Annotated in this window: 15 protein-coding genes and 2 rRNA genes; 7 read left to right on the top strand and 10 right to left on the bottom strand. The window is 70.8% G+C overall.

The genetic code is table 11. The annotated features are described in order from the left end of the window. Positions 1-31: 31 nt before the first annotated feature. Positions 32-2,848 carry a preprotein translocase subunit SecA gene (gene secA, locus ACF09J_RS06220; RefSeq protein ID WP_392304199.1) on the bottom strand — a complete coding sequence of 939 codons (2,817 nt, stop codon included), beginning with the start codon at positions 2,846-2,848 and terminating at the stop codon, positions 32-34. Between the two features lie 295 nt (positions 2,849-3,143). Here secA and ACF09J_RS06215 point away from each other — a divergent pair, with 295 nt between their 5' ends. Both ACF09J_RS06215 and ACF09J_RS06210 read left to right on the top strand, forming a co-directional pair. Continuing rightward, positions 3,144-3,722 carry a GNAT family N-acetyltransferase gene (locus tag ACF09J_RS06215; RefSeq protein ID WP_392304198.1) on the top strand — a complete coding sequence of 193 codons (579 nt, stop codon included), beginning with the start codon at positions 3,144-3,146 and terminating at the stop codon, positions 3,720-3,722. Between the two features lie 172 nt (positions 3,723-3,894). Beyond that, a complete protein-coding gene (locus ACF09J_RS06210; protein ID WP_392304197.1) occupies positions 3,895-5,097 on the top strand; it encodes a winged helix-turn-helix domain-containing protein in 1,203 nt (400 codons plus the stop codon). Positions 5,098-5,121: 24 nt separating this feature from the next. Here the strand turns inward: ACF09J_RS06210 and ACF09J_RS06205 are convergent, their stop codons facing one another. The 7 genes from ACF09J_RS06205 to mtnA form a co-directional block, all read right to left on the bottom strand. Beyond that, positions 5,122-5,868, bottom strand: coding sequence for a response regulator (locus ACF09J_RS06205; protein WP_392304196.1), 747 nt, complete (start codon positions 5,866-5,868; stop codon positions 5,122-5,124). A gap of 215 nt (positions 5,869-6,083) precedes the next feature. After that, positions 6,084-6,770, bottom strand: a complete 687-nt coding sequence (gene hpf / locus ACF09J_RS06200; protein WP_392304195.1) for a ribosome hibernation-promoting factor, HPF/YfiA family — start codon at positions 6,768-6,770, stop codon at positions 6,084-6,086. Positions 6,771-7,086: 316 nt separating this feature from the next. Beyond that, positions 7,087-7,956, bottom strand: a complete 870-nt coding sequence (locus ACF09J_RS06195; RefSeq protein WP_392304194.1) for a ComF family protein — start codon at positions 7,954-7,956, stop codon at positions 7,087-7,089. A 114-nt stretch (positions 7,957-8,070) separates the two neighbouring features. Continuing rightward, a complete protein-coding gene (locus ACF09J_RS06190) occupies positions 8,071-9,912 on the bottom strand; it encodes an LpqB family beta-propeller domain-containing protein (protein ID WP_392304193.1) in 1,842 nt (613 codons plus the stop codon). Then, on the bottom strand, positions 9,902-11,977 hold the full coding sequence (mtrB, locus tag ACF09J_RS06185) for an MtrAB system histidine kinase MtrB (protein ID WP_392304192.1): 2,076 nt from the start codon (positions 11,975-11,977) through the stop codon (positions 9,902-9,904). Before mtrB ends, ACF09J_RS06190 begins: the two co-directional genes overlap by 11 nt. Position 11,978: 1 nt before the next feature. Then, complete coding sequence (gene mtrA, locus ACF09J_RS06180) at positions 11,979-12,668, bottom strand: two-component system response regulator MtrA (RefSeq protein WP_009188938.1); 690 nt, start codon at positions 12,666-12,668, stop codon at positions 11,979-11,981. A gap of 112 nt (positions 12,669-12,780) precedes the next feature. Next, positions 12,781-13,923 carry an S-methyl-5-thioribose-1-phosphate isomerase gene (gene mtnA, locus ACF09J_RS06175; RefSeq protein ID WP_392304191.1) on the bottom strand — a complete coding sequence of 381 codons (1,143 nt, stop codon included), beginning with the start codon at positions 13,921-13,923 and terminating at the stop codon, positions 12,781-12,783. A 140-nt stretch (positions 13,924-14,063) separates the two neighbouring features. Between mtnA and ACF09J_RS06170 the strand changes: the two genes are divergently transcribed. Genes ACF09J_RS06170 through ACF09J_RS06150 form a run of 5 tightly spaced genes read left to right on the top strand, consistent with a single transcriptional unit; the run spans position 14,064 to position 19,704 of the window. Then, positions 14,064-15,431 (top strand): glycerophosphoryl diester phosphodiesterase membrane domain-containing protein, encoded by a 1,368-nt coding sequence (locus ACF09J_RS06170; RefSeq protein WP_392304190.1) that lies wholly within the window; start codon positions 14,064-14,066, stop codon positions 15,429-15,431. A 4-nt stretch (positions 15,432-15,435) separates the two neighbouring features. Further along, complete coding sequence (locus ACF09J_RS06165; protein ID WP_392304189.1) at positions 15,436-16,212, top strand: DUF4129 domain-containing protein; 777 nt, start codon at positions 15,436-15,438, stop codon at positions 16,210-16,212. Further along, positions 16,209-17,405, top strand: a complete 1,197-nt coding sequence (locus tag ACF09J_RS06160; RefSeq protein ID WP_392304188.1) for a DUF4350 domain-containing protein — start codon at positions 16,209-16,211, stop codon at positions 17,403-17,405. Before ACF09J_RS06165 ends, ACF09J_RS06160 begins: the two co-directional genes overlap by 4 nt. Next, a complete protein-coding gene (locus tag ACF09J_RS06155; protein ID WP_392304666.1) occupies positions 17,405-18,394 on the top strand; it encodes an AAA family ATPase in 990 nt (329 codons plus the stop codon). Before ACF09J_RS06160 ends, ACF09J_RS06155 begins: the two co-directional genes overlap by 1 nt. Continuing rightward, entirely contained in the window at positions 18,394-19,704 is a 1,311-nt protein-coding gene (locus ACF09J_RS06150; RefSeq protein WP_392304187.1) for a DUF58 domain-containing protein, read from the top strand. The genes ACF09J_RS06155 and ACF09J_RS06150 overlap by 1 nt, the downstream gene beginning before the upstream one ends. Positions 19,705-19,827: 123 nt before the next feature. Here ACF09J_RS06150 and rrf read toward each other — a convergent pair. Continuing rightward, positions 19,828-19,944 (bottom strand): 5S ribosomal RNA (gene rrf, locus ACF09J_RS06145). Between the two features lie 87 nt (positions 19,945-20,031). Next, positions 20,032-21,427: ribosomal RNA gene (locus ACF09J_RS06140) — 23S ribosomal RNA — on the bottom strand; the annotation flags it as partial.

The raw sequence follows: 21,427 nt of genomic DNA, 5'->3' as shown, positions 1-21,427 counted from the left end.
CGCTCTCAGAGAGCGCCGGTGAACGCGTCGGTCACTTCTTGCGGCGGCGCCCGGCCTTCGCCTGCTTGCGCCGCTCCGCACGCGTGAGGCCGTCGGCCTCCGAGCGCACGGGCTCGCCGTCCGTGGCGAACTCGCCCTCGACGATGCCGCCCTCGCCGTCCACGGTCGGAGCCGAGAAGTGCAGGTCACGCCGCTGCGGCGCGTCCAGACCCTTGGCCCGGATCTCCGGGCGCGCGCCGGCCTGCGCCGGAACCGCGTCGTGCTTCTCCAGGTCGGCCACCGGCTTCGCGTCCTCGACCGGCACCTCCTCGACCTGCTGCTCGACCTGGACCTCCAGGTTGAACAGGTAACCGACGGACTCCTCCTTGATGCCCTCCATCATCGCGGTGAACATGTCGAAGCCCTCGCGCTGGTACTCGACCAGCGGGTCCTTCTGGGCCATCGCCCGCAGGCCGATGCCCTCCTGGAGGTAGTCCATCTCGTAGAGGTGCTCGCGCCACTTGCGGTCCAGCACCGACAGCACCACCCGGCGCTCCAGCTCACGCATGATCTCCGAGCCGAGCTGCGTCTCGCGGGCCTCGTACTGCTCGCGGATGTCGTCCTTGATGGACTCGCTGATGAACTCCGCCGTCAGACCCGCGCGGTCGCCGGCCGCCTCCTCAAGCTCCTCGATGGTCACCTTCACCGGGTAGAGCTGCTTGAAGGCGCCCCACAGCCGGTCGAGGTCCCAGTCCTCCGGGAAGCCCTCGGCGGTCTCCGCCCCGACGTACGCGTCGATGGTGTCGTCCATGAAGTGCTGCACCTGCTCCTGCAGGTCCTCGCCCTCCAGGACGCGGCGCCGCTCGCCGTAGATGACCTCGCGCTGCCGGTTGAGCACCTCGTCGTACTTCAGGACGTTCTTGCGCGTCTCGAAATTCTGCTGCTCGACCTGCGACTGGGCGGACGCGATCGCGCGCGTGACCATCTTGTTCTCGATCGGCACGTCGTCCGGCACGTTCGCCATCGCCATCACGCGCTCGACCATCTGCGCCTTGAACAGACGCATCAGGTCGTCGCCCAGGGACAGGTAGAAGCGGGACTCGCCCGGGTCGCCCTGACGGCCGCTACGTCCGCGGAGCTGGTTGTCGATACGCCGCGACTCGTGCCGCTCGGTGCCGAGCACGTACAGGCCGCCGAGCCTCTCGACCTCGTCCTTCTCGGCCTTCACCGCCGCCTCGGCGCGCTGCAGCGCCTCCGGCAGGGCGGCCGCCCACTCCTCGATGTGCTCCTCGGGGTCGAGGCCGCGCTGGCGCAGCTCCGCCTCGGCGAGGTCCTCGGGGTTGCCGCCGAGCTTGATGTCCGTACCGCGGCCGGCCATGTTCGTCGCCACGGTCACCGCGCCCTTGCGGCCGGCCTGGGCGACGATCGACGCCTCGCGCTCGTGGTGCTTGGCGTTGAGCACCTCGTGCTGGACGCCCCGCTTGCTGAGCTGCTGCGAGAGGTACTCGGACTTCTCCACCGAGGTGGTGCCGACCAGGATCGGCTGGCCCTTCTCGTGCTTCTCGGCGATGTCGTCGACGACCGCCTCGAACTTGGCGACCTCGGTGCGGTAGATCAGGTCCGCCTGGTCCTTGCGGACCATCGGCTTGTTGGTCGGGATCGGGACCACGCCGAGCTTGTAGATCTGGTGGAACTCGGCGGCCTCGGTCATCGCCGTACCGGTCATGCCGGAGAGCTTGCTGTAGAGGCGGAAGAAGTTCTGCAGGGTGATCGTGGCGAGCGTCTGGTTCTCGTCCTTGATGTCCACCCCTTCCTTCGCCTCGATCGCCTGGTGCATGCCCTCGTTGTAGCGGCGGCCTGCGAGGATACGGCCGGTGTGCTCGTCGACGATCATGACCTCGCCGTCGATGACGACGTAGTCCTTGTCGCGCTTGAAGAGCTCCTTGGCCTTGATCGCGTTGTTCAGGTAGCCCACGAGCGGGGTGTTCACCGACTCGTAGAGGTTGTCGATGCCCAGCCAGTCCTCGACCTTGGAGACACCGGCCTCGTGGATGGCGACCGTGCGCTTCTTCTCGTCGACGTCGTAGTCGCCGGTCTCCTCGACGCCCTTGAGCGGGTTGCCCGCCTCGCCCCTCTTCAGGCGGGTGACCAGCTTGGCGAAGTCGCCGTACCACTTGGTGGCCTGGTCGGCCGGGCCGGAGATGATCAGCGGCGTGCGCGCCTCGTCGACGAGGATGGAGTCGACCTCGTCGACGATCGCGAAGTTGTGGCCGCGCTGGACGAGCTCGTCCTGGGACCACGCCATGTTGTCGCGGAGGTAGTCGAAGCCGAACTCGTTGTTCGTGCCGTAGGTGATGTCGCAGCCGTACTGCTCGCGACGCTGGGCCGGCGTCATGTTCGCGAGGATGCAGCCGACGGACAGACCCAGGAACCTGTGGACGCGGCCCATCATCTCCGAGTCGCGCTCGGCCAGGTAGTCGTTGACCGTGATGATGTGCACGCCGTCGCCCGAGATGGCGTTCAGATAGGCGGGCAGGGTGCCGACCAGGGTCTTGCCCTCGCCGGTCTTCATCTCGGCGACATAGCCCAGGTGCAGGGCGGCGCCGCCCATCAGCTGGACGTCGTAGTGCCGCTGGCCGAGGACACGCTTGGCCGCCTCGCGCACCGTGGCGAACGCCTCGGGCAGCAGGTCGTCCAGGCTCTCGCCGTCCGCGTACCGCTGCTTGTACTCGTCGGTGAGAGCGCGCAGATCGGCGTCGGAGAGGGCGACGAAGTCCTCTTCGATGGAGTTGACCTGGCCCGCGATGCGGTGCAGCTTGCGCAGGATCTTGCCTTCGCCTGCACGCATGATCTTCGAGAGGACGGACACGGGGGTTGGTCTCCTTGCCGGTCGGGCCTGGGACGGTCGGTTTCCATTGACGTACTGAGCAACGGCCATGGTATGCGAGGACACGGCCGGGCCGGGAGGGCCTGCCGCAAGGCCACCCGTCCGCAGCTTGCGGGGCTCTCACGGGAACAACGTCCGGGGGGCGCGGATGGTGCCGTGTTCCGGCGACGATTTGCGTGAATTGTGAACACTTCCTCACGCAGGGAGAACGCGACCGACCCCTCGCACACCGGGAAAAGGTATGGCGGCCCTCGCGGCCCCCGCGCAGAATCGGGAAATGGAACCCGTCACGCTCACCACCGACCGCCTGCTCCTGCGCACGCTCCTCCCCGAGGACTCCGACGCCGTGTACGCGGCCGTGCAGGACCCGGACATCCAGCGCTGGCTCTCCCAGCTTCCTACGCCGTATCTGCCCGAGCACGCACGGAGTTTCACCGCGGACATGGTCCCGGTGGGCTGGGCCAACGGTTCGATGTTCACCTTCGGCCTCTTCATGGCGGGCTCCTCGGGAGACCTCGTGGGCACGCTCGGCATGACGATGCGGTCGCTGGGCGAGGCCGAGATCGGCTACTGGGCCACGAAGGAGCACCGCGGCAACGGCTATATGACCGAGGCCACCCTCACCGTCGCCCGCTGGGCCTTCACCCAGCTCGCCGTCGACCGCCTGGAGTGGCGCGCCGAGGTCGGCAACCACGCCTCCCGCGCGGTCGCCGAACGGGTCGGCTTCACCGTCGAAGGCATCCTCCGCTCGGGGCTCAACAACAAGGGGGTGCGGCGGGACTGCTGGGTGGGCTCCCTGCTGCCGTCCGACCTGAGCCTGCCCTCGGCGGCGCCCTACCTGCCCGCGCCCGCCTAGGACCGGTCGCCGGTCGGCCTGCCGGCCGTCGCGTCCGCTCTCGCCGACGGCTGACGGCTGACGGCTGACGGCTGACGGCTGACGGCTGACGGCTGACGGCTGACGGCTGACGGCTGACGGCGAAAGCGCAGCTCGGCCCGCGTTGTCGGTGCCGCCCTCTATCGTGCGAGCCATGACCTCGCTCCCGCGTCCCACCACCGACCTCTCGGCGGACGAAGCCCGCCGCATCGCCCTGCGTGCCCAGGGTTTCCTCGGCGCGCCCGACCGGCGGTCCGGGGTGCGCGGCGTCCTGCGGCACCTCGGCGCGGTCCAGCTCGACACCATCTCGGTGCTCGCCCGCTCCCACGAGCTCGTGCCCTACGCCCGCCTGGGCGCGGTCGGCCGCAGGACCGTCGAGCGGGCCTACTGGACGGCCGCGTCCACGGGCGCACCGTCGGAGCGCCCCCACGCCTTCGAGTACTGGTCGCACGCCGCCTGCATCCTGCCCATCGAGGAGTGGCCCCACTTCGCCTTCCGCCGCCGCGCCTACCGGAGCCGCCCGCACTGGAACCACGAGCTGCCCGACGGGGCGTACGACCAGGTCGTCAAGCAGTTGCACGCCGAGGGCCCGCTGACGGCGACGGAGCTGGGCGGGGCCAAGAGGACCAGCGAGTGGTGGGACTGGTCGGGCGCCAAGGTCGCCGTCGAGCGCGCCCTGATGTACGGCGAGGTGGTCTGCGTGGAGCGCCGGGGCTGGAAGCGGGTGTACGACCTCGCCGAGCGCGCCGTCCCCGGGGAGCTGCTGCACGACGAGCTGGACGACACCGAGTGCCTGCGCCGGCTGGTCCGATTGGCCGGCCAGTCCCTGGGCGTGGGCACCCGTGCGGACATCGCGGACTACCACCGTCTCAAGGCCGAGCAGGTCGACGCCGTGATCGGGGACTCCGGGCTGGTCCCGGTCACGGTCGAGGGGTGGGGCAAGCCGGCCTGGGCGGACCCGGAGGCGCTGACGACACCCCCGCGCGGACGCCACCGCACCACGCTGCTGTCGCCGTTCGACTCACTCGTCTGGGAGCGGGCGCGCACCGAGCGGATCTTCGGCTTCACCCATCGTCTGGAGGCCTACGTCCCCAGGCAGAAGCGGGTCCACGGCTACTTCGCGATGCCCGTGCTCGCCGGCGGCCGCCTCGTCGGCCGTGTGGACCCCGCCCGGGAGGGGCGCACCCTCGTGGCCAAGCAGGTCACCCTGGACGGCGTCCGGTCCGTGCCCGCCGTCGCCCAGGCGCTCGTGGAGGCGGCGAGCTGGGTGGACTGCACGGATGTTCGCGTGGAGCGGGTGGAAGCGCCCGAGCTGCGCGAGCCTCTCGTACTGGAGCTGGCCCGCGCCGCCGGCTGACGTTCCGGGCGGCTCCGCCGGGCGCTAACGGATCTCCAGGATCTTCTCCCGCATCGCGTAGACCACGGCCTCCATCCTGGAGTGCAGCTGGAGCTTCTCCAGGATGTTGCGGACGTGGTTCTTCACCGTGTTCTCGGAGATGAACAGCTCCTTGGCGATGTCCCTGTTGTTCATCCCCGTGGCGACGAGCTTGAGCACCTCCAGCTCACGGTCCGTCAGCCGGGGGGCGGGGACAAGACGGCGCTCGTCGGTGCGCTGGATCATCGACTTGAACTCGGTGAGCAGCTTCGACGCCATGGAGGGGCTGATCTGCGACTGCCCGTCGGCCACGGCGCGGATCGCGGTGGACACCTCGTCAGTGGAGATCTCCTTGAGGAGGTAGCCCGTGGCGCCGGCCTTGATCGCCTCGTAGAGGTCGGCCTCCTCGTCGCTGATCGTCAACATGATGATCTTGGCGCTGGGCGCGACCTCCTTGATGGACGTGCACGCCTCGATCCCGCCGCGCTTGGGCATGCGGACGTCCATCAGGACGATGTCGGGCAGCAGGTCGGCGGCCTTGTCGACGGCTTCGGCCCCGTCGCCCGCCTCTCCGACCACCTGGATGTCCTCCTCCGCGGCGAGGACGATCTCCAGGCCACGGCGGAAAAGGGCATGGTCGTCCACGACAAGGACTCTGATCGGCTCCTTGCGCGCAGTGCCCGCCTCCGGTCCCACGCCGACGGCGCCACCGTCGGCGTCCCCGACCCGCATCGGTCCGAAGCTGTCCGCCATCGTTGTTCCTCCCCCTGAGGCTGTGGCCCGGTCTGTGGTGCGGTGGCCAACCCAAGGCAACGACCCATCGGTTGGGCCGTTGCCGCCATGATTCCATGCCCGGCCCGCACTGCGGTGACCAAGCGGCGCGTGAAGGGGGCGCACATCGGTGCCCCTGGGGGCGCACACCGCGCTCCAGGGGCACCGTCACAGCCGTTGTTGCCGGCCGGGGTTGCTCAACCGCCCAGCGTGCCGCCCGCCTCGGGCGCGTGAGTGACCATCGTGTCCGTCCGGAGGTGGATCACTCCGTAGTCGTAGGCATGCCGCCGGTAGACGACGCTGGGTTCCTTGGTCTCGGAGTCGACGAAGAGGTAGAAGTCGTGCCCGACCAGTTCCATCTCGTAGAGGGCCTGGTCGAGGGTCATCGGGGAGGCGACGTGGGTCTTCTCGCGGACGACGAGGGGTCCGTCCCCCTGCACCTCCAGCGAGCCGACCTTCTTGGTGGGCACCTGGCCCGCAGCCGCTTCCGTGGCGGTCTGACCGCTGCCGTTCAGCGTGGCCGCACCGGGGACGTGGTCGGGGACCTCGGCGGCCGAGATCCGGCGTGCGCCACGCCGCGAGAAACGCTTGTCGTGCTGCTTGCGCAGCCGGGCACCGAGCTTCTCCGCCGCCAGGTCGAGCGCGGCGTACGGATCACTGGCCGCCGCCTCCGCCCGGATCACCGGACCGCGGGAACGGAGGGTGATCTCCACCCGGTCGCAGCGGTCGGCCTGTCGGGGGTTGGGCTCCTTGGACACCTCGACGTCGAGGCTGATCACCTTGCCATCGAGCTTCTGGATCTTCTCCAGGTTCAGCTTGTCGGCCACGTGCTTGCGGAACCGCTCGGGCACCTCGGTCTTGCGGCCCTTGACGACGATGTCCACGCAGAACTCCGTTCCCGGATCGCTCCGCTCCGACGGCGGAGCATCTCCCTTGTGCACCCGGTTCCGGTGAGCTCCGGAACCTCGGACTCGGTGACGTCCACCTCCTCCTCCCCCGCGGGCGAGATCTCCACCCGGCCGGTACGGGTGATGGCGAAAAACCCGCAGCACGGCATTCGGCTATGACAGGGATGGCCTGCGCCTTTCCCTCACATCCCGAACATATCTCGCCCGGACGGATGACGTCACCCTCTACTGCCGCGTACCTCCGTTCAGGTGAATTGACCCGCTCATTACCTGCAACGATGCAAGTTCTCAGTCAGTTCCGTTCTATTCCGAAGGAATCCGGAGAGGCCGCGACGACCGCCCCGCAGATCACAACACCGGCTCCGTACTCTCCCGCCATTTCCGGTGCGCAGTACATCGAGTTCCCCTCCTTCTGCCGTGATCCCGGCTTCCGTTTCCTCATCCCTTCCCGGACCCGCGCCGTGTACACGGCCGCCGTCACCGCCCGCGCCGCCTCCGTCAGCGATGCCCCCGTCGTCATGACGTCGTCGACCAGCACGATCCGACCGCTCAACAGCAGCCGCGCACCGCCGGCGGCCGCCTCCAGCGCTCCGGCGAGGTTCTCCAGCCGCTGTCGGGCGGTCAGCCCCGACTGGTCCGCCACCGCGCGCCGCTGGCGCAGCACCGCCAGGGCCCGGGCCGGCGTCCCGGACCGCCGCAGTTCACCGGCCGCCGCGAGCGCGATCCGCCGCGCGGGATCGTGCCCCCTGGCCCGCACCGCCCGCCGCGCGGACGGCACGGGAACGAGCAGCACGGCCGCCCCGGACGCCCCGGCTGCCGCTTCCGTTCTCCCCGTCCCTCCACCTGTTCCTGCCGCACCCGCCGCGGCCGCGCCCAGCCCGGCCCGTACCGCACCCGCCAGCACCGTGCCCAGCGGGCGGGCGAGAGCCAGTGCGCCCCGCTCCTTGTGGGCGAGCAGGGCCGCCCGCGCCGCGTCCGCGTACCGCACCGCCGCGTACACCGCCGGCAGTCCGGACGGCTCCGGCACCGGGCGCACCCGCCGTGGTGCGCCGTGGCTCAGGGCGGCACGGCACCGGGGACAGAGCACCGTGCGAGGCCGGCCGCAGCCTCCGCACTCGGTCGGCAGCACCAGGTCGGCGAGGTCCTGCCACCACCCGTGCATGCACTCCACTGTGCCGACGGCGCGCCGTCCCGGCCAGCCCTGTGGACAACTCCCTGTGGACAACTCCGCCCACCGCCAACGGGACTTCACCCGCACGAGGGACCGAGCGATGCGTCAGCCCGGGTAGACGGGCGCCATTCCGTCCTTGGTCACCTTCTGCCACTGCGCCCCGGACGGCAGCCGGACGATCCCGTCCTCCGAGGAGGACGCCACCAGCGGCAGCCGGTCGTCCTCGGCCGCGGCGATCGACTGCACCCCCGTGAGCGCGGCCGGTGGCGGGCCCTCCGGCGTGGAACCGTCGACCTGGACGTACCGCATCGTCTGCACGCCCCCCTGCTCCCGCCCGGCCACCACGAGCCGGCTGTCCCCGGCCCACGACATGGCGGTGACGTCCTCCAGCTCCGGAGCCGCCGAACGCAGTCCGAGCACCGACACCGCCGGCCGCTCCCCGGCCTTCTCGTCGCGTTCGATCCGGCCGATGAGCAGCGACTTGCTGTTGTCGCCCGCCTTGACGACCAGGGCGATCCGCACCCCGTCGGCGGCCACCCGCACCGCGTCGACGCGCCCCTTCAGCCCCGGGACCTTCACCTCGAGCGGTTCGCCCCCGCCCTGCTCCAGCATCCACAGCCGCGGCCGGGCGGGGTCGCGGTCGGCCACCCACAGGTCACCGCGCGCGTCCCAGCTGGGCGCCGTCAGCCGGTCGCCCTCCTCGGCCTTGCCCTGGCTCTGCAGCACCGGCGCGTCGAGGGCGCCGCCCGCCACGAGCGAGCCCACGAACAGCGACCTGCCGTCGGAGCTCACCCCGGCCGCGGTGTGCTCGTCCCACGACACCGCCGCCGACTGGAGCTTCTGGACGCCCTCGCCCAGCGCCCCCGGCACGGGTTCGGCGCCCGAGGCCGTACCGGTGTCGGCGATCCGTACCAGCCGCTGCTTGTCGTCGACGAAGTACAGGTAGTCGGGCCGCTTCACCGACCCGCGCGTGGCGACGGACTCGGCCCGGCTCTCCTCGAACGAGCACAGGGTGCCCCCCTTGGCCCGCTGGAGCGTGACGGTGTCCACGGTGGGGGTCAGGTTCTGCAGCGTGAACAGCAACTGGGCCGCCATCTTCCGGCACTCCTCGCGCCCGGCCCCGGAGGCCTTCTCGTTCAGCGGCACCGTCAGCCGGTTCTGGTCGTCGGGCGCGAGCGAGGTGACGCCGCGACGCAGCGCCGCCCCGGCCGGGAAGCTCGAACTGACCGCGGGCGCGAGCCAGTGCGTGGGTCCGCTCAGCAGGGAGCGCACCACCTGCGTCATCGCGTCCACGCGCCGGCGCACGAAGACGGGGTCGGCGACAGCGGTCGCGGACGTCGCCGAGTCCGCGTCGCTGTTGGAGGCGAAGTAGTACTTGTTGACGGACATGTAGTTGCGCTGGAAGTCCGACTGGCCCATGACGACGCCCTGCGGCAGCACGTCGATCCGCCACTGCCCGCTCTTCTTGCCCCGCGTCAGATGGACCGGCTGGCTGTAGTGGCCGCCCATCGGCGTGTACGACTGCTGCCTGTCCACCCGGGCCACCTTGCTGCCGGTCAGCGTGAACGCGTAGTTGTCGGTGCTGTCGCGTTCCGTGATGCGGTCGACCTGGATGTCCGGGCCACCCGCGAGCACGGTCGTGGACTCCTCCGGCCGCCAGTGCCCCGAGGCCGCACCCGTCAGATACTGACGCGCCGTCGCATACTGCGGATCGTCGCTGGTCAGCGCCTCCAGAAAGCCCTGCACGATCTCCGCGGGCGGGGCGTCCTCCCGGGGCGGCATGGCGAACACCCGGAGCTGGCTGTCCTGGCGCGGGGTGGACTCCACGTCGCGCAGATCCCCGCTGTCCGGCATCGAGGCGCACCCCGCCAGCAGTACGACCCCGCAAGCGGCGTACGCCACCGCGCGCGCCGGCCGCCGCACGCCCCCCACGCGGTCAGCGCCCACGAAATGCCTCCCCTTGCTGTGTCACGTCCAGCGGCCCGGTTTCCTCGGCCGCCACGGAGTCCGCCGGCCCGTCGTCCGCCGCGTCCAGGGCGGACACCTGCTCCTGTCGTCGCCCACCCGCGGCCGGCCGGGGCACCACACGCGCGCCGTTGCCGGGCAGCGCCGTCGGATCGGCCGTCGGGGCCACCGCCGCCGGCCGGGACGCGATCGGGTCACGCGACGACGCCGTCCGCTCACGCGTCGCCTGCACCGGCACGGTGGCCCGCTTCCCGCTCGGCAGCCCGGCGTCGTCGAGCCCGCGGTTGCGGCGCGAGTCCTTCGGTTCCAGCGGGACGGGCGAGCCCCGCAGCGGCTCGTCCGCCGTCCTGGGCAGCGTCAGCCGGAACTGCGAGCCGCCGCCCGGCTCACCCCACGCCTGAAGCCAGCCGCCGTGCAGCCGGGCGTCCTCCAGGGCGATCGACAGCCCCAGACCGGTACCGCCCGTGGTGCGGGCGCGCGCCGGATCCGCCCGCCAGAAGCGGCTGAACACGCGAGTCGCCTCGCCGGGCTTGAGGCCGACGCCGTAGTCGCGCACCGCGACCGCGACCGCGCCGCCCGCCGCGGCGAGCTTGACGACGACGTCCCTGCCCTCGCCGTGCTCCACGGCGTTGACGACCAGGTTGCGCAGGATGCGCTCCACCCGCCGGGTGTCGGCCTCCGCCACGACCGGCTGCTGGTCGCCGACGACCCGTATCCGCGTGCCCTTGCGCTCCGCGAGCGGCTCCGCGCCGCCGACCACCCGGTGCACGACCTCCCTGAGGTCGATCGGCTCGGCCTCCAGCGCCGCCGCGCCCGCGTCGAAGCGGCTGATCTCCAGCAGGTCCGCGAGCAGCGACTCGAACCGGTCGAGCTGGTCGGCGAGCAGTTCCGCCGAGCGGGCGGTGACCGGGTCGAAGTCCTCGCGCGCCTCATGGATGACGTCGGCGGCCATCCGCACGGTCGTCAACGGCGTGCGCAGCTCGTGCGAGACGTCGGAGACGAACCGGCGCTGCATCCGCGACAGTTCCTCCAGTTGCTGGATCTTCAGCTGGAGGTTCTGCGCCATCTTGTTGAAGGCCTCGCCGAGCCGCGCGATGTCGTCCTCGCCGGTGACCTTCATACGTTCCTGAAGCCGCCCGGCCGACAGCCGCTCGGCGATCCCGGCCGCCATCCGCACCGGAGTGACGACCTGCCGCACCACCAGCCAGGCGATGGCTCCGAGGAGTACGACGACGAAGAGACCCGCCGTCGCCAGCGTGCCCTTGACCAGGCTGAGCGACTTCTCCTCCTGGGTGAGCGGGAAGAGGTAGTACAGCTGGTACGGGTCGCCGTTGGGGTCGTTGACCTGCTTGCCGATGACCAGCGCGGGCTGGGAGCCCTTGTCACCGTCCTGGTAGACGATACGGGCGTAACTCTGCGCGGCCACCATGCTCGTGTTGATGCGGGCGCGCAGCCCCTCCGGAACGCTCGCCGTCCAATCCACGCCGCCGGAGGCGCGCGGTCCGCGCCCGCCCCCGCTGTCGTCGCCGGCGGGCAGCGTGACCACGTCGAAGGCTCCCTGGCCGCCACTGGACAGCGACGACACCAGGTCGCTCATCCACTGGATGACGTTCTGCGAGGAGTGACCGTCCGCGGCGGAGGCGTCGTCGCCGGGACCGGTCGCCGTCTCGTCGGCCCGCTGCTTGGCCGCCGCGAAACCGCCGGCGGCCTGACTCTGCGAGGCCTTCACCTTGGCGTCGAGCAGTCCGTTGCGCACCTGCCCGATGACCACGACACCGAGCAGCAGGACCACGCCCAGCGACATCAGCAGGGTGGTGGCGACGACCCTGAGCTGGATGTTGCGCCGCCACAACCGCATCACGGGCAGCAGCGGCCGGCGCACCCAGCGCAGGAAGAGACGCAGGACGGGGCTGCCCTGGACACCGCCGTGCAGAAGACCGCCCTCCAGGAGACGTCCCCAGCGGGAACCGGCGGTCGTCCGGCCGACAGGCCGCCCCGCGCGGGCCCCGGTATCCCCGGGCGCCGAAGCGGCGCTGTCCCCCGACACGTCAGCTCGGTCCGGCCTTGTAACCGACACCGCGGACGGTCACCACGATCTCCGGCTTCTCCGGGTCCTTCTCGACCTTGGAGCGCAGCCGCTGGACGTGCACGTTCACCAGGCGGGTGTCGGCCGCGTGCCGATAGCCCCAGACCTGCTCCAGGAGCACCTCGCGGGTGAACACCTGCCACGGCTTGCGGGCCAGCGCGACCAGCAGGTCGAACTCCAGCGGCGTCAGCGCGATCGACTGCCCGTCCCGCTTCACGGAGTGCCCGGCGACATCGATGACCAGGTCGCCGATGGCGAGCTGCTCCGGCGCGGGCTCCTCCGACCTGCGCAGCCGCGCCCGGATACGGGCCACGAGCTCCTTCGGCTTGAACGGCTTCACGATGTAGTCGTCGGCGCCGGACTCCAGGCCCACGACCACGTCCACCGTGTCGCTCTTGGCCGTCAGCATCACGATCGGCACCCCGGACTCCGCCCTGATCAGGCGGCACACCTCGATACCGTCGCGGCCGGGCAGCATCAGGTCGAGCAGGACCAGATCAGGCTTGGCCTCACGGAAGGCGGCCAGCGCCTTGTCGCCGTCGGCCACGAAAGACGGCTCGAAACCTTCACCACGCAGCACGATCCCGAGCATCTCGGCCAGTGCGGTGTCGTCGTCGACGACAAGGACTCGTCCCTTCATAAACGACATCATCCCATTCTCGTAACGGTGGCGAAGATCCAGGTGAGAGAGCTCACTGGCCTGTGACGATAGTCGTACGGAGCCGTCACTGTCTGCCTCCGGCCCGAGAACGGGGTCCCGGTGCTCAGTCGGCCGAGGTTCCCCGCGACCTGGCGCACAGCTCGGCCAGGCCCTTGGCGGTCACCGGCGAGACGGCGCCCTCCTCGGTGACGATCGCCGTCACCAGCTCAGGCGGAGTCACGTCGAACGCCGGGTTGTAGGCCTGGGTGCCCAGCGGCGCGACCGGGAGACCGCCGCCGGCTCCCGTCACCGGTGCCTGGGGCGCGACGAACTCGGTCACCTCGTACCCCGGTCGCTGCTCGACCTCGATCGCCCCACCGTCCGGGGTATCCCGGTCCACCGTCGTCACCGGGGCCACCACGATGAACGGCACATGGTGGTAGCGCGCGAGCACCGCGAGCGGATAGCTGCCCACCTTGTTCGCCACCGAGCCGTCGGCGGCGATACGGTCCGCGCCGATCAGCACGGCGTCCACCTCACCGGCCGCGAACAGCGAACCCGCCGCGTTGTCGGTGAGCAGGGTGTACGCCATGTCGTTGCGGGCCGCCTCGTACGCCGTCAGACGGGCGCCCTGGAGCAACGGCCGGGTCTCGTCCACCCACAGCCGCCGCAGCCGTCCCGCACGGTGCGCCGCGAGCGCCACCGCGAACGCCGTGCCCTCCCCGCCCGACACCAGCGACCCGGTGTTGCAGTGGGTGAGGACGCGGTGCCCGCCGCCGGGCAGCAGCTCGTCCAGCAGCGCGAGCCCATGCTCGGCCATCCGCGCGCTGGCCCGGGCGTCCTCCTGGTGGAGCTGTCGCGCCGCGGCCAGCGCCGCCGAGGCGGCCTGCCGGGAGTCCCCGGTCCTGGCGAGCGCCGCCTGATGGGCGGAGCGCGCCCGGCGCACGCCGACGGAGAGGTTCACGGCCGTGGGCCGGGCGGCCGCCAGCGCAGCCGCGGCATCGTCCACGTCGAAACCGCGCGCGGCGGCGAGCGCGACGCCGTACGCGCCGGCGATACCGAGCAGCGGTGCCCCGCGCACGGCCAGGGACCGGATCGCCTCCACCAGCGCGGGCGCGTCCGTGCACACCAGCTCGACCTCCTCGGCGGGAAGCCTGGTCTGGTCGAGAAGGACCAGCACCGGCCCCTCGGGAGGCTCTTCCCAGCGGATCGCCGAGGTACCGGCCGCCCGGTCGTCCTCGTGGGTCTGCGCGTACAGATCAGCCATGCCGTCAGTCTGCCCCGTATCCGGCGGACAATTGAAGGTACGCAGCCGTCAGTACCGCCGGTCGCGCGAAGTCCACCCCATGGCACGATGGCAGCCAACCTGCCGCCGCGACGGCGGACGGGCACCGTGAAGGAGCGACGATGACTGACACTCCGGGCTGGGCCTCGCCCGGATCCGCCCCGTCCGACGGGCAGGAGTCCGGTACGTCCGGACCTGCCGACGCCGCCGGCCGCCCCGACGCCGCCCCGCCCGCGGACCCGTCGGGCGAGCAGCCACAGGGCCCCGGAGTGAAGTGGTCCAAGGAGCAGCCGGCGCCGGGTCAGTGGTCCGCGCCCACGGGGGCCCCGGCTCCCGGCCAGGCGCCGCCGCCCCCCGCCGGCCCCGGCTGGGGCGGACAACCCCCGGCCGGCTACGGCCCCGGCGGTCCGGGCGCTCCCGGCCACGGCCCCGGCGGCTACGGCGCCCCCGGGTACGGCCCCGGCGGCTACGGCGCCTGGGGCGCCGGCTGGGGCGGCCCGCCCCCCGCGGCCAAGCCCGGCGTGATCCCGCTGCGCCCGCTGGGCGTGGGCGAGATCCTCGACGGCACGGTTTCCACCATGCGCGCCCACTGGCGCACCGTCCTGGGCATCACCCTGGCCGTCGCGGTCTTCTCCCAGATCATCGTCATCCTGATGCAACGCCCGGCCCTCGACAGCACCGCGAACAGCCAGGTCCTCAACGACCCGAACGCCACCGCCGACGACCTCGGCCGTGCCATGGGCGACGCCATGCTCGGTACCGGCGCCGTCCTCGTCATCTCCCTGGTCTTCACCGTCATCGCCACCGCGCTGCTCACGACGGTCACCAGCCGTGCGGTCCTCGGCAAGCCCGTCACCACCGCGGAGGCCTGGCGGGACGCCCGCCCCCAGGTGCTCAAGCTGTTCGGGCTGGTCCTCCTGCTCCTCGTCATCTGCCTCGGCGTCTTCGCCGTCGGCATGCTGCCCGGCATCCTCGTCGCCGTCACGGGGTCCCCCGCGGGCGGCATAGCACTGGCCGCCCTGGGCGGCCTGGGCGCCTTTCTGGCCGCCGTATGGCTGGCGGTCCGCTACTCGCTCGCCTCGCCCGCCCTGATGCTGGAGAAGCAGGGCATCGGCCAGTCGATGAGCCGCTCCGCCAAGCTGGTCCGCGGCTCGTGGTGGCGCGTCTTCGGCATCCAGCTCCTGGCGGGACTCATCGCGGGCCTCATCTCCGCGGTCATCGCCATCCCCTTCCTCGCCCTTGCCACGGCCTTCGGCGGGGGCGGCATGTCCGGCCTGCTCGACGGCACATCGAACATCGGCTGGGCCTACCTGATCATCACCGGGATCGGGTCCGTGATCGGCTCCACCGTCACCTTCCCGATCACGGCCGGCGTCACCGTGCTGCTCTACGTCGACCTGCGCATCCGCCGCGAGGCGCTCGACCTCGACCTGGCCCGGGCCGCCGGCGTCCAGGGCCACGGCTCCGACGCACCAGCCTCCGGGAGCTGATGCCGTGAGCCTGGCGGGGGGAGTTCTCACAGCACTGCCGGCGTTCCCACGCGCCGTGTCCGGAGTCCTGCGGACCGCTCTGCGCACCCACGGCGCGGTCGTGGCGCAGTCGCGCTCCGGTGCCGAACCGCCGGTGACCGTCCCACGCGACCCGGCGCGGGAGGCGGCCGGGCGCGAACTGTCCAAGCCGATGTACCACGAGCACGACCCGGGCCTGCTGCAACGCGCTCTGAACGCCCTCTGGGACTGGCTCGGCAAGCTGTTCGACTCCGCCTCGGGCGCCACCCCGGGCGGGGGCGTCGGACTGATCGTCGTCATCGTGGCCGTCCTCGCCGTGTTCGGGGCCCTGTGGTGGCGCCTGGGCACCCCGCGCAGGGAACCCAAGTCCTCCGCCATCCTGTTCGACGACCGCCCCCGCAGCGCCGCCGAACACCGCGCTGCCGCCGAGGCGCACGCCGCCCAGGGCCACTGGAACCAGGCCGTCCAGGAACGCATGCGCGCGATCGTCCGCTCCCTGGAGGAACGAGCCCTGCACGACATACGCCCCGGCCGCACCGCCGACGAGGCCGCCGCCGAGGCCGGCCGCGCCCTCCCCGCGCACACCGACCGGCTGCGCGCCGCCGCCCGGGACTTCGACGACGTCACATACGGCGGCCGCAGGGCAACCGAAGCGGCGTACCGGAGCATCGCCGAACTCGACCGCGACCTGGAACGCACCAAGCCCCAGCTCACCGGCACCGGCACCAGCACGGCCGCAGGCTCCCAGGGGGCCGCCGGATGACCACCGAGGCCACGCTCCCGTCCACCTCGGTCTCGCCCACCGGCCGCCAGGTGTGGACCCGCACGCGCGGGATCCTGCTCGCCCTCGTCCTCCTCATCGCCGCCGGCATCGCGATCGCCGCGGTCCAGTCGGGCACCCGGCACGGCCGCCTTGACCCACGCTCCGCCGCCCCCCACGGCAGCCGCGCCATCGCCGCGCTCCTCGCCGGCCACGGCGTCTCCACACGCGTGGTCACCACCCTCGACGAGGCACGCGCCGCCGCCGGCCCCGACACCACCGTGCTGGTCGCCGTCCCCGACCTGCTGTCGGACGGGCAGCAGTCCCGGCTGCGCCGCGCGACCGAAGCCTCCGGCGGACGCACCGTCCTCGTCGCCCCCAACTTTCCCTCCGTCAGCGGCCTGGCCCCGGGCGTGACCGCCGCTCACACGCGCAGCTTCGACACCACTCTCTCCCCCCGCTGCTCCCTGCCGGCCGCCCGGCGCGCGGGCACCGCGGACACCGGCGGCGGCATCCGCTACGCGACCACCGTCAAGAACGCCGAGGCCTGCTACCCCAGCGACGGCCTGCCCACCCTGCTGCGCATACCGCAGAGCACCAAGGGCGGCGACACCGTCGTCCTCGGCGCCCCCGGCATCCTCTTCAACGACCGCCTCGCCAAACAGGGCAACGCCTCGCTCGCCCTGCAACTCCTCGGCTCCCGCCCCCATCTGGTCTGGTACCTCCCCTCGCTCTCCGACGCGTCCGCCGCCGACACCGGCGAGCGCGGCTTCTTCGATCTGCTCCCCTCGGGCTGGCTCTGGGGCACCCTGCAACTCTTCATCGCCGCGGCCCTGGCCGCCCTGTGGCGGGCACGTCGGCTCGGCCCCCTCGTGCCCGAAAAACTCCCCGTGGCGATCCGCGCCTCCGAAACCGTCGAGGGCCGCGCCCGCCTCTACCGCAAGGCGAACGCCCGCGACCGCGCCGCCGCCGCTCTCCGCTCCACCACACGCACCCGCCTGGCCCCCCTCGTCGGCGTCCCCGTCATCCAGGCGCACACGCCCGAGGCCCTCCTCCCCGCCCTGTCCACCCGCCTCCACGGCGCGGAACAGGCCCTGCACGACCTGCTCTTCGGCCCGCCGCCCGGCGACGACGCGGCCCTCGTCACCCTCGCCGACCGACTCGACGCCCTCGAAAGAGAGGTACGCCGTCCATGATGGACCCGACCACTGACATCGCCGGGCGCACCGGGGACACGGGCAACGCCCGGTCCTCCCTGGAGGCCCTGCGCGCCGAGATCGCCAAGGCCGTGGTCGGCCAGGATCCCGCCGTGACCGGTCTCGTCGTCGCCCTCCTCTGCCGCGGACACGTACTCCTCGAAGGCGTCCCCGGAGTGGCGAAGACCCTCCTCGTCCGCACGCTCGCCGCCGCGCTCGACATCGACACCAAGCGCGTCCAGTTCACCCCCGACCTGATGCCGAGCGACGTGACCGGCTCGCTGGTCTACGACGCCCGCACCGCCGAGTTCTCCTTCCAGCCCGGCCCGGTCTTCACCAACCTCCTCCTCGCCGACGAGATCAACCGCACCCCGCCCAAGACCCAGTCGTCGCTGCTCGAGGCCATGGAGGAACGCCAGGTCACCGTCGACGGCACCCCCCGCCCGCTCCCCGACCCCTTCCTGGTCGTCGCGACCCAGAACCCGGTCGAGTACGAGGGCACCTACCCCCTGCCGGAGGCGCAGCTGGACCGCTTCCTGCTCAAGCTCACGATCCCGCTGCCCTCCCGCCAGGACGAGATCGACGTCCTCACCCGCCACGCCGACGGCTTCAACCCGCGCGACCTGCGCGCCGCCGGCGTACGCCCGGTGGCCGGCCGCGCCGACCTGGACGCGGCCCGCGCCGCGATCGCCGGGATCACGGTCTCCCCGGAGATCACGGCCTACGTCGTCGACATCTGCCGGGCCACCCGGGAATCCCCGTCCCTGGCCCTCGGCGTCTCCCCGCGCGGAGCGACGGCACTGCTCTCGACATCCCGTGCATGGGCCTGGCTGACCGGCCGTGACTACGTCATCCCCGACGACGTCAAGGCCCTGGCCCTGTCCACCCTGCGCCACCGCGTACAACTGCGCCCGGAAGCCGAGATGGAAGGCGTGACCGCCGATTCGGTGATCAACGCGATCCTCGCTCACGTCCCGGTCCCCCGCTGATGGCCCTCACCGGACGCGCCGCGCTCCTCGCGGCCCTCGGCTCCCTGCCCGTCGGCATCTGGGACCCGGGCTGGTCGGGCATTCTCGCCGTGAACGCCCCCTTGGCCGTGGCCTGCGCCTGCGACTACGCCCTGGCGGCGCCGGTGCGGAGCCTCGGCCTGACCCGCTCGGGGGACAGCTCCGTGCGCTTGGGCGACAGCGCCGACGTCACCCTCACGGTCACCAACCCCTCGCGCCGCCCGCTGCGCGCCCGGCTCCGTGACGCCTGGCCGCCCAGCAGTTGGCAGCCGGGCACCGAGACAGCGGCCTCCCGGCACCGCCTGACCGTGCCTCCGGGCGAACGCCGCCGGGTCACCACCCGCCTGCGCCCCACCCGCCGCGGTGACCGCCGGGCGGACCGCGTGACCGTCCGCTCCTACGGCCCCCTCGGGCTCTTCGCCCGCCAGGGCACCCACAACGTCCCGTGGACGGTACGGGTGCTGCCCCCGTTCACCAGCCGTAAGCACCTGCCCTCGAAGCTGGCCCGGCTGCGGGAACTGGACGGCCGCACCAGTGTGCTCATGCGCGGAGAGGGAACGGAGTTCGACAGCCTGCGCGAGTACGTCCCCGGCGACGACACCCGCTCCATCGACTGGCGCGCCACGGCCCGCCAGTCCGCGGTCGCCGTCCGTACGTGGCGCCCCGAGCGCGACCGGCACATCCTGCTTGTCCTGGACACCGGCCGCACCTCCGCCGGGCGGGTGGGCGACGCACCGCGCCTGGACGCCTCCATGGACGCCGCCCTGCTCCTGGCGGCTCTGGCCTCCCGCGCCGGCGACCGCGTCGACCTGCTGGCCTACGACCGCCGGGTGCGCGCCCTGGTCCAGGGCCGCTCCGCGGGAGACGTGCTGCCGTCGCTGGTCGACGCCATGGCGACGCTGGAAGCCGAACTCGTCGAGACGGACGCACGGGGCCTTACGGCCACAGCCCTGCGCACGGCACCGCGCCGCTCGTTGATCGTTCTGCTGACCAGCCTGGACGCGGCACCGGTCGAGGAAGGCCTGCTGCCCGTCCTCCCTCAACTCACCCAGCGCCACACGGTCCTGGTGGCCTCGGTGGCGGATCCGCTGGTGGCACGGATGGCCGGGGCCCGCGGAAACGTGGACGCGGTCTACGAGGCCGCAGCCGCGGCCCAGGCGCAGACCGAACGCCACCGCACCGCGGAGCAACTCCGGCGTCACGGTGTCACCGTCGTCGACGCCACGCCGGACGACCTGGCGCCGGCGCTGGCAGACGCGTATCTGGCGCTGAAGACGGCGGGAAGACTTTAAAAGTACGAAGGACCGGGGCGGGGCACGGAGAGCGTGAACCCCTCCCCGCATGCCGTAGCACCGACTTTGTCGTAAACGCAGAAAACCCCCGTGCCGAATGGCACGGGGGTTTTCTCACAATTTGTTCGGCGGTGTCCTACTCTCCCACAGGGTCCCCCCTGCAGTACCATCGGCGCTGTGAGGCTTAGCTTCCGGGTTCGGAATGTAACCGGGCGTTTCCCTCACGCTATGACCACCGAAACACTATGAAACAATCAACCGGAGCCGCAGCAACGGCTACGACGGTTGTTCGTGGTTTCAGAACCAACACAGTGGACGCGAGCAACTGAGGACAAGCCCTCGGCCTATTAGTACCGGTCACCTCCACACGTTACCGTGCTTCCAGATCCGGCCTATCAACCCAGTCGTCTACTGGGAGCCTTACCCCATCAAGTGGGTGGGAGTCCTCATCTCGAAGCAGGCTTCCCGCTTAGATGCTTTCAGCGGTTATCCCTCCCGAACGTAGCCAACCAGCCATGCCCTTGGCAGAACAACTGGCACACCAGAGGTTCGTCCGTCCCGGTCCTCTCGTACTAGGGACAGCCCTTCTCAAGACTCCTACGCGCACAGCGGATAGGGACCGAACTGTCTCACGACGTTCTAAACCCAGCTCGCGTACCGCTTTAATGGGCGAACAGCCCAACCCTTGGGACCGACTCCAGCCCCAGGATGCGACGAGCCGACATCGAGGTGCCAAACCATCCCGTCGATATGGACTCTTGGGGAAGATCAGCCTGTTATCCCCGGGGTACCTTTTATCCGTTGAGCGACGGCGCTTCCACAAGCCACCGCCGGATCACTAGTCCCGACTTTCGTCCCTGCTCGACCCGTCGGTCTCACAGTCAAGCTCCCTTGTGCACTTACACTCAACACCTGATTGCCAACCAGGCTGAGGGAACCTTTGGGCGCCTCCGTTACCCTTTAGGAGGCAACCGCCCCAGTTAAACTACCCATCAGACACTGTCCCTGATCCGGATCACGGACCCAGGTTAGACATCCAGCACGACCAGACTGGTATTTCAACGACGACTCCACAACCACTGGCGTGGCCGCTTCAAAGTCTCCCAGCTATCCTACACAAGCCGAACCGAACACCAATATCAAACTGTAGTAAAGGTCCCGGGGTCTTTCCGTCCTGCTGCGCGAAACGAGCATCTTTACTCGTAGTGCAATTTCACCGGGCCTATGGTTGAGACAGTCGAGAAGTCGTTACGCCATTCGTGCAGGTCGGAACTTACCCGACAAGGAATTTCGCTACCTTAGGATGGTTATAGTTACCACCGCCGTTTACTGGCGCTTAAGTTCTCAGCTTCGCCCCACCGAAATGGAGCTAACCGGTCCCCTTAACGTTCCAGCACCGGGCAGGCGTCAGTCCGTATACATCGCCTTACGGCTTCGCACGGACCTGTGTTTTTAGTAAACAGTCGCTTCTCGCTGGTCTCTGCGGCCACCCCCAGCTCACCGTGTAAAACGGATCACCAGGCGTGGCCCCCCTTCTCCCGAAGTTACGGGGGCATTTTGCCGAGTTCCTTAACCATAGTTCACCCGAACGCCTCGGTATTCTCTACCTGACCACCTGAGTCGGTTTAGGGTACGGGCCGCCATGAAACTCGCTAGAGGCTTTTCTCGACAGCATAGGATCATCCACTTCACCACAATCGGCTCGGCATCAGGTCTCAGACTA

This window comes from Streptomyces sp. NPDC014889 (assembly GCF_043081205.1).
Taxonomy (GTDB): domain Bacteria; phylum Actinomycetota; class Actinomycetes; order Streptomycetales; family Streptomycetaceae; genus Streptomyces.
Note: the sequence above shows the minus strand (reverse complement) of the source record. Positions and strands in the feature narration are given on the sequence as shown.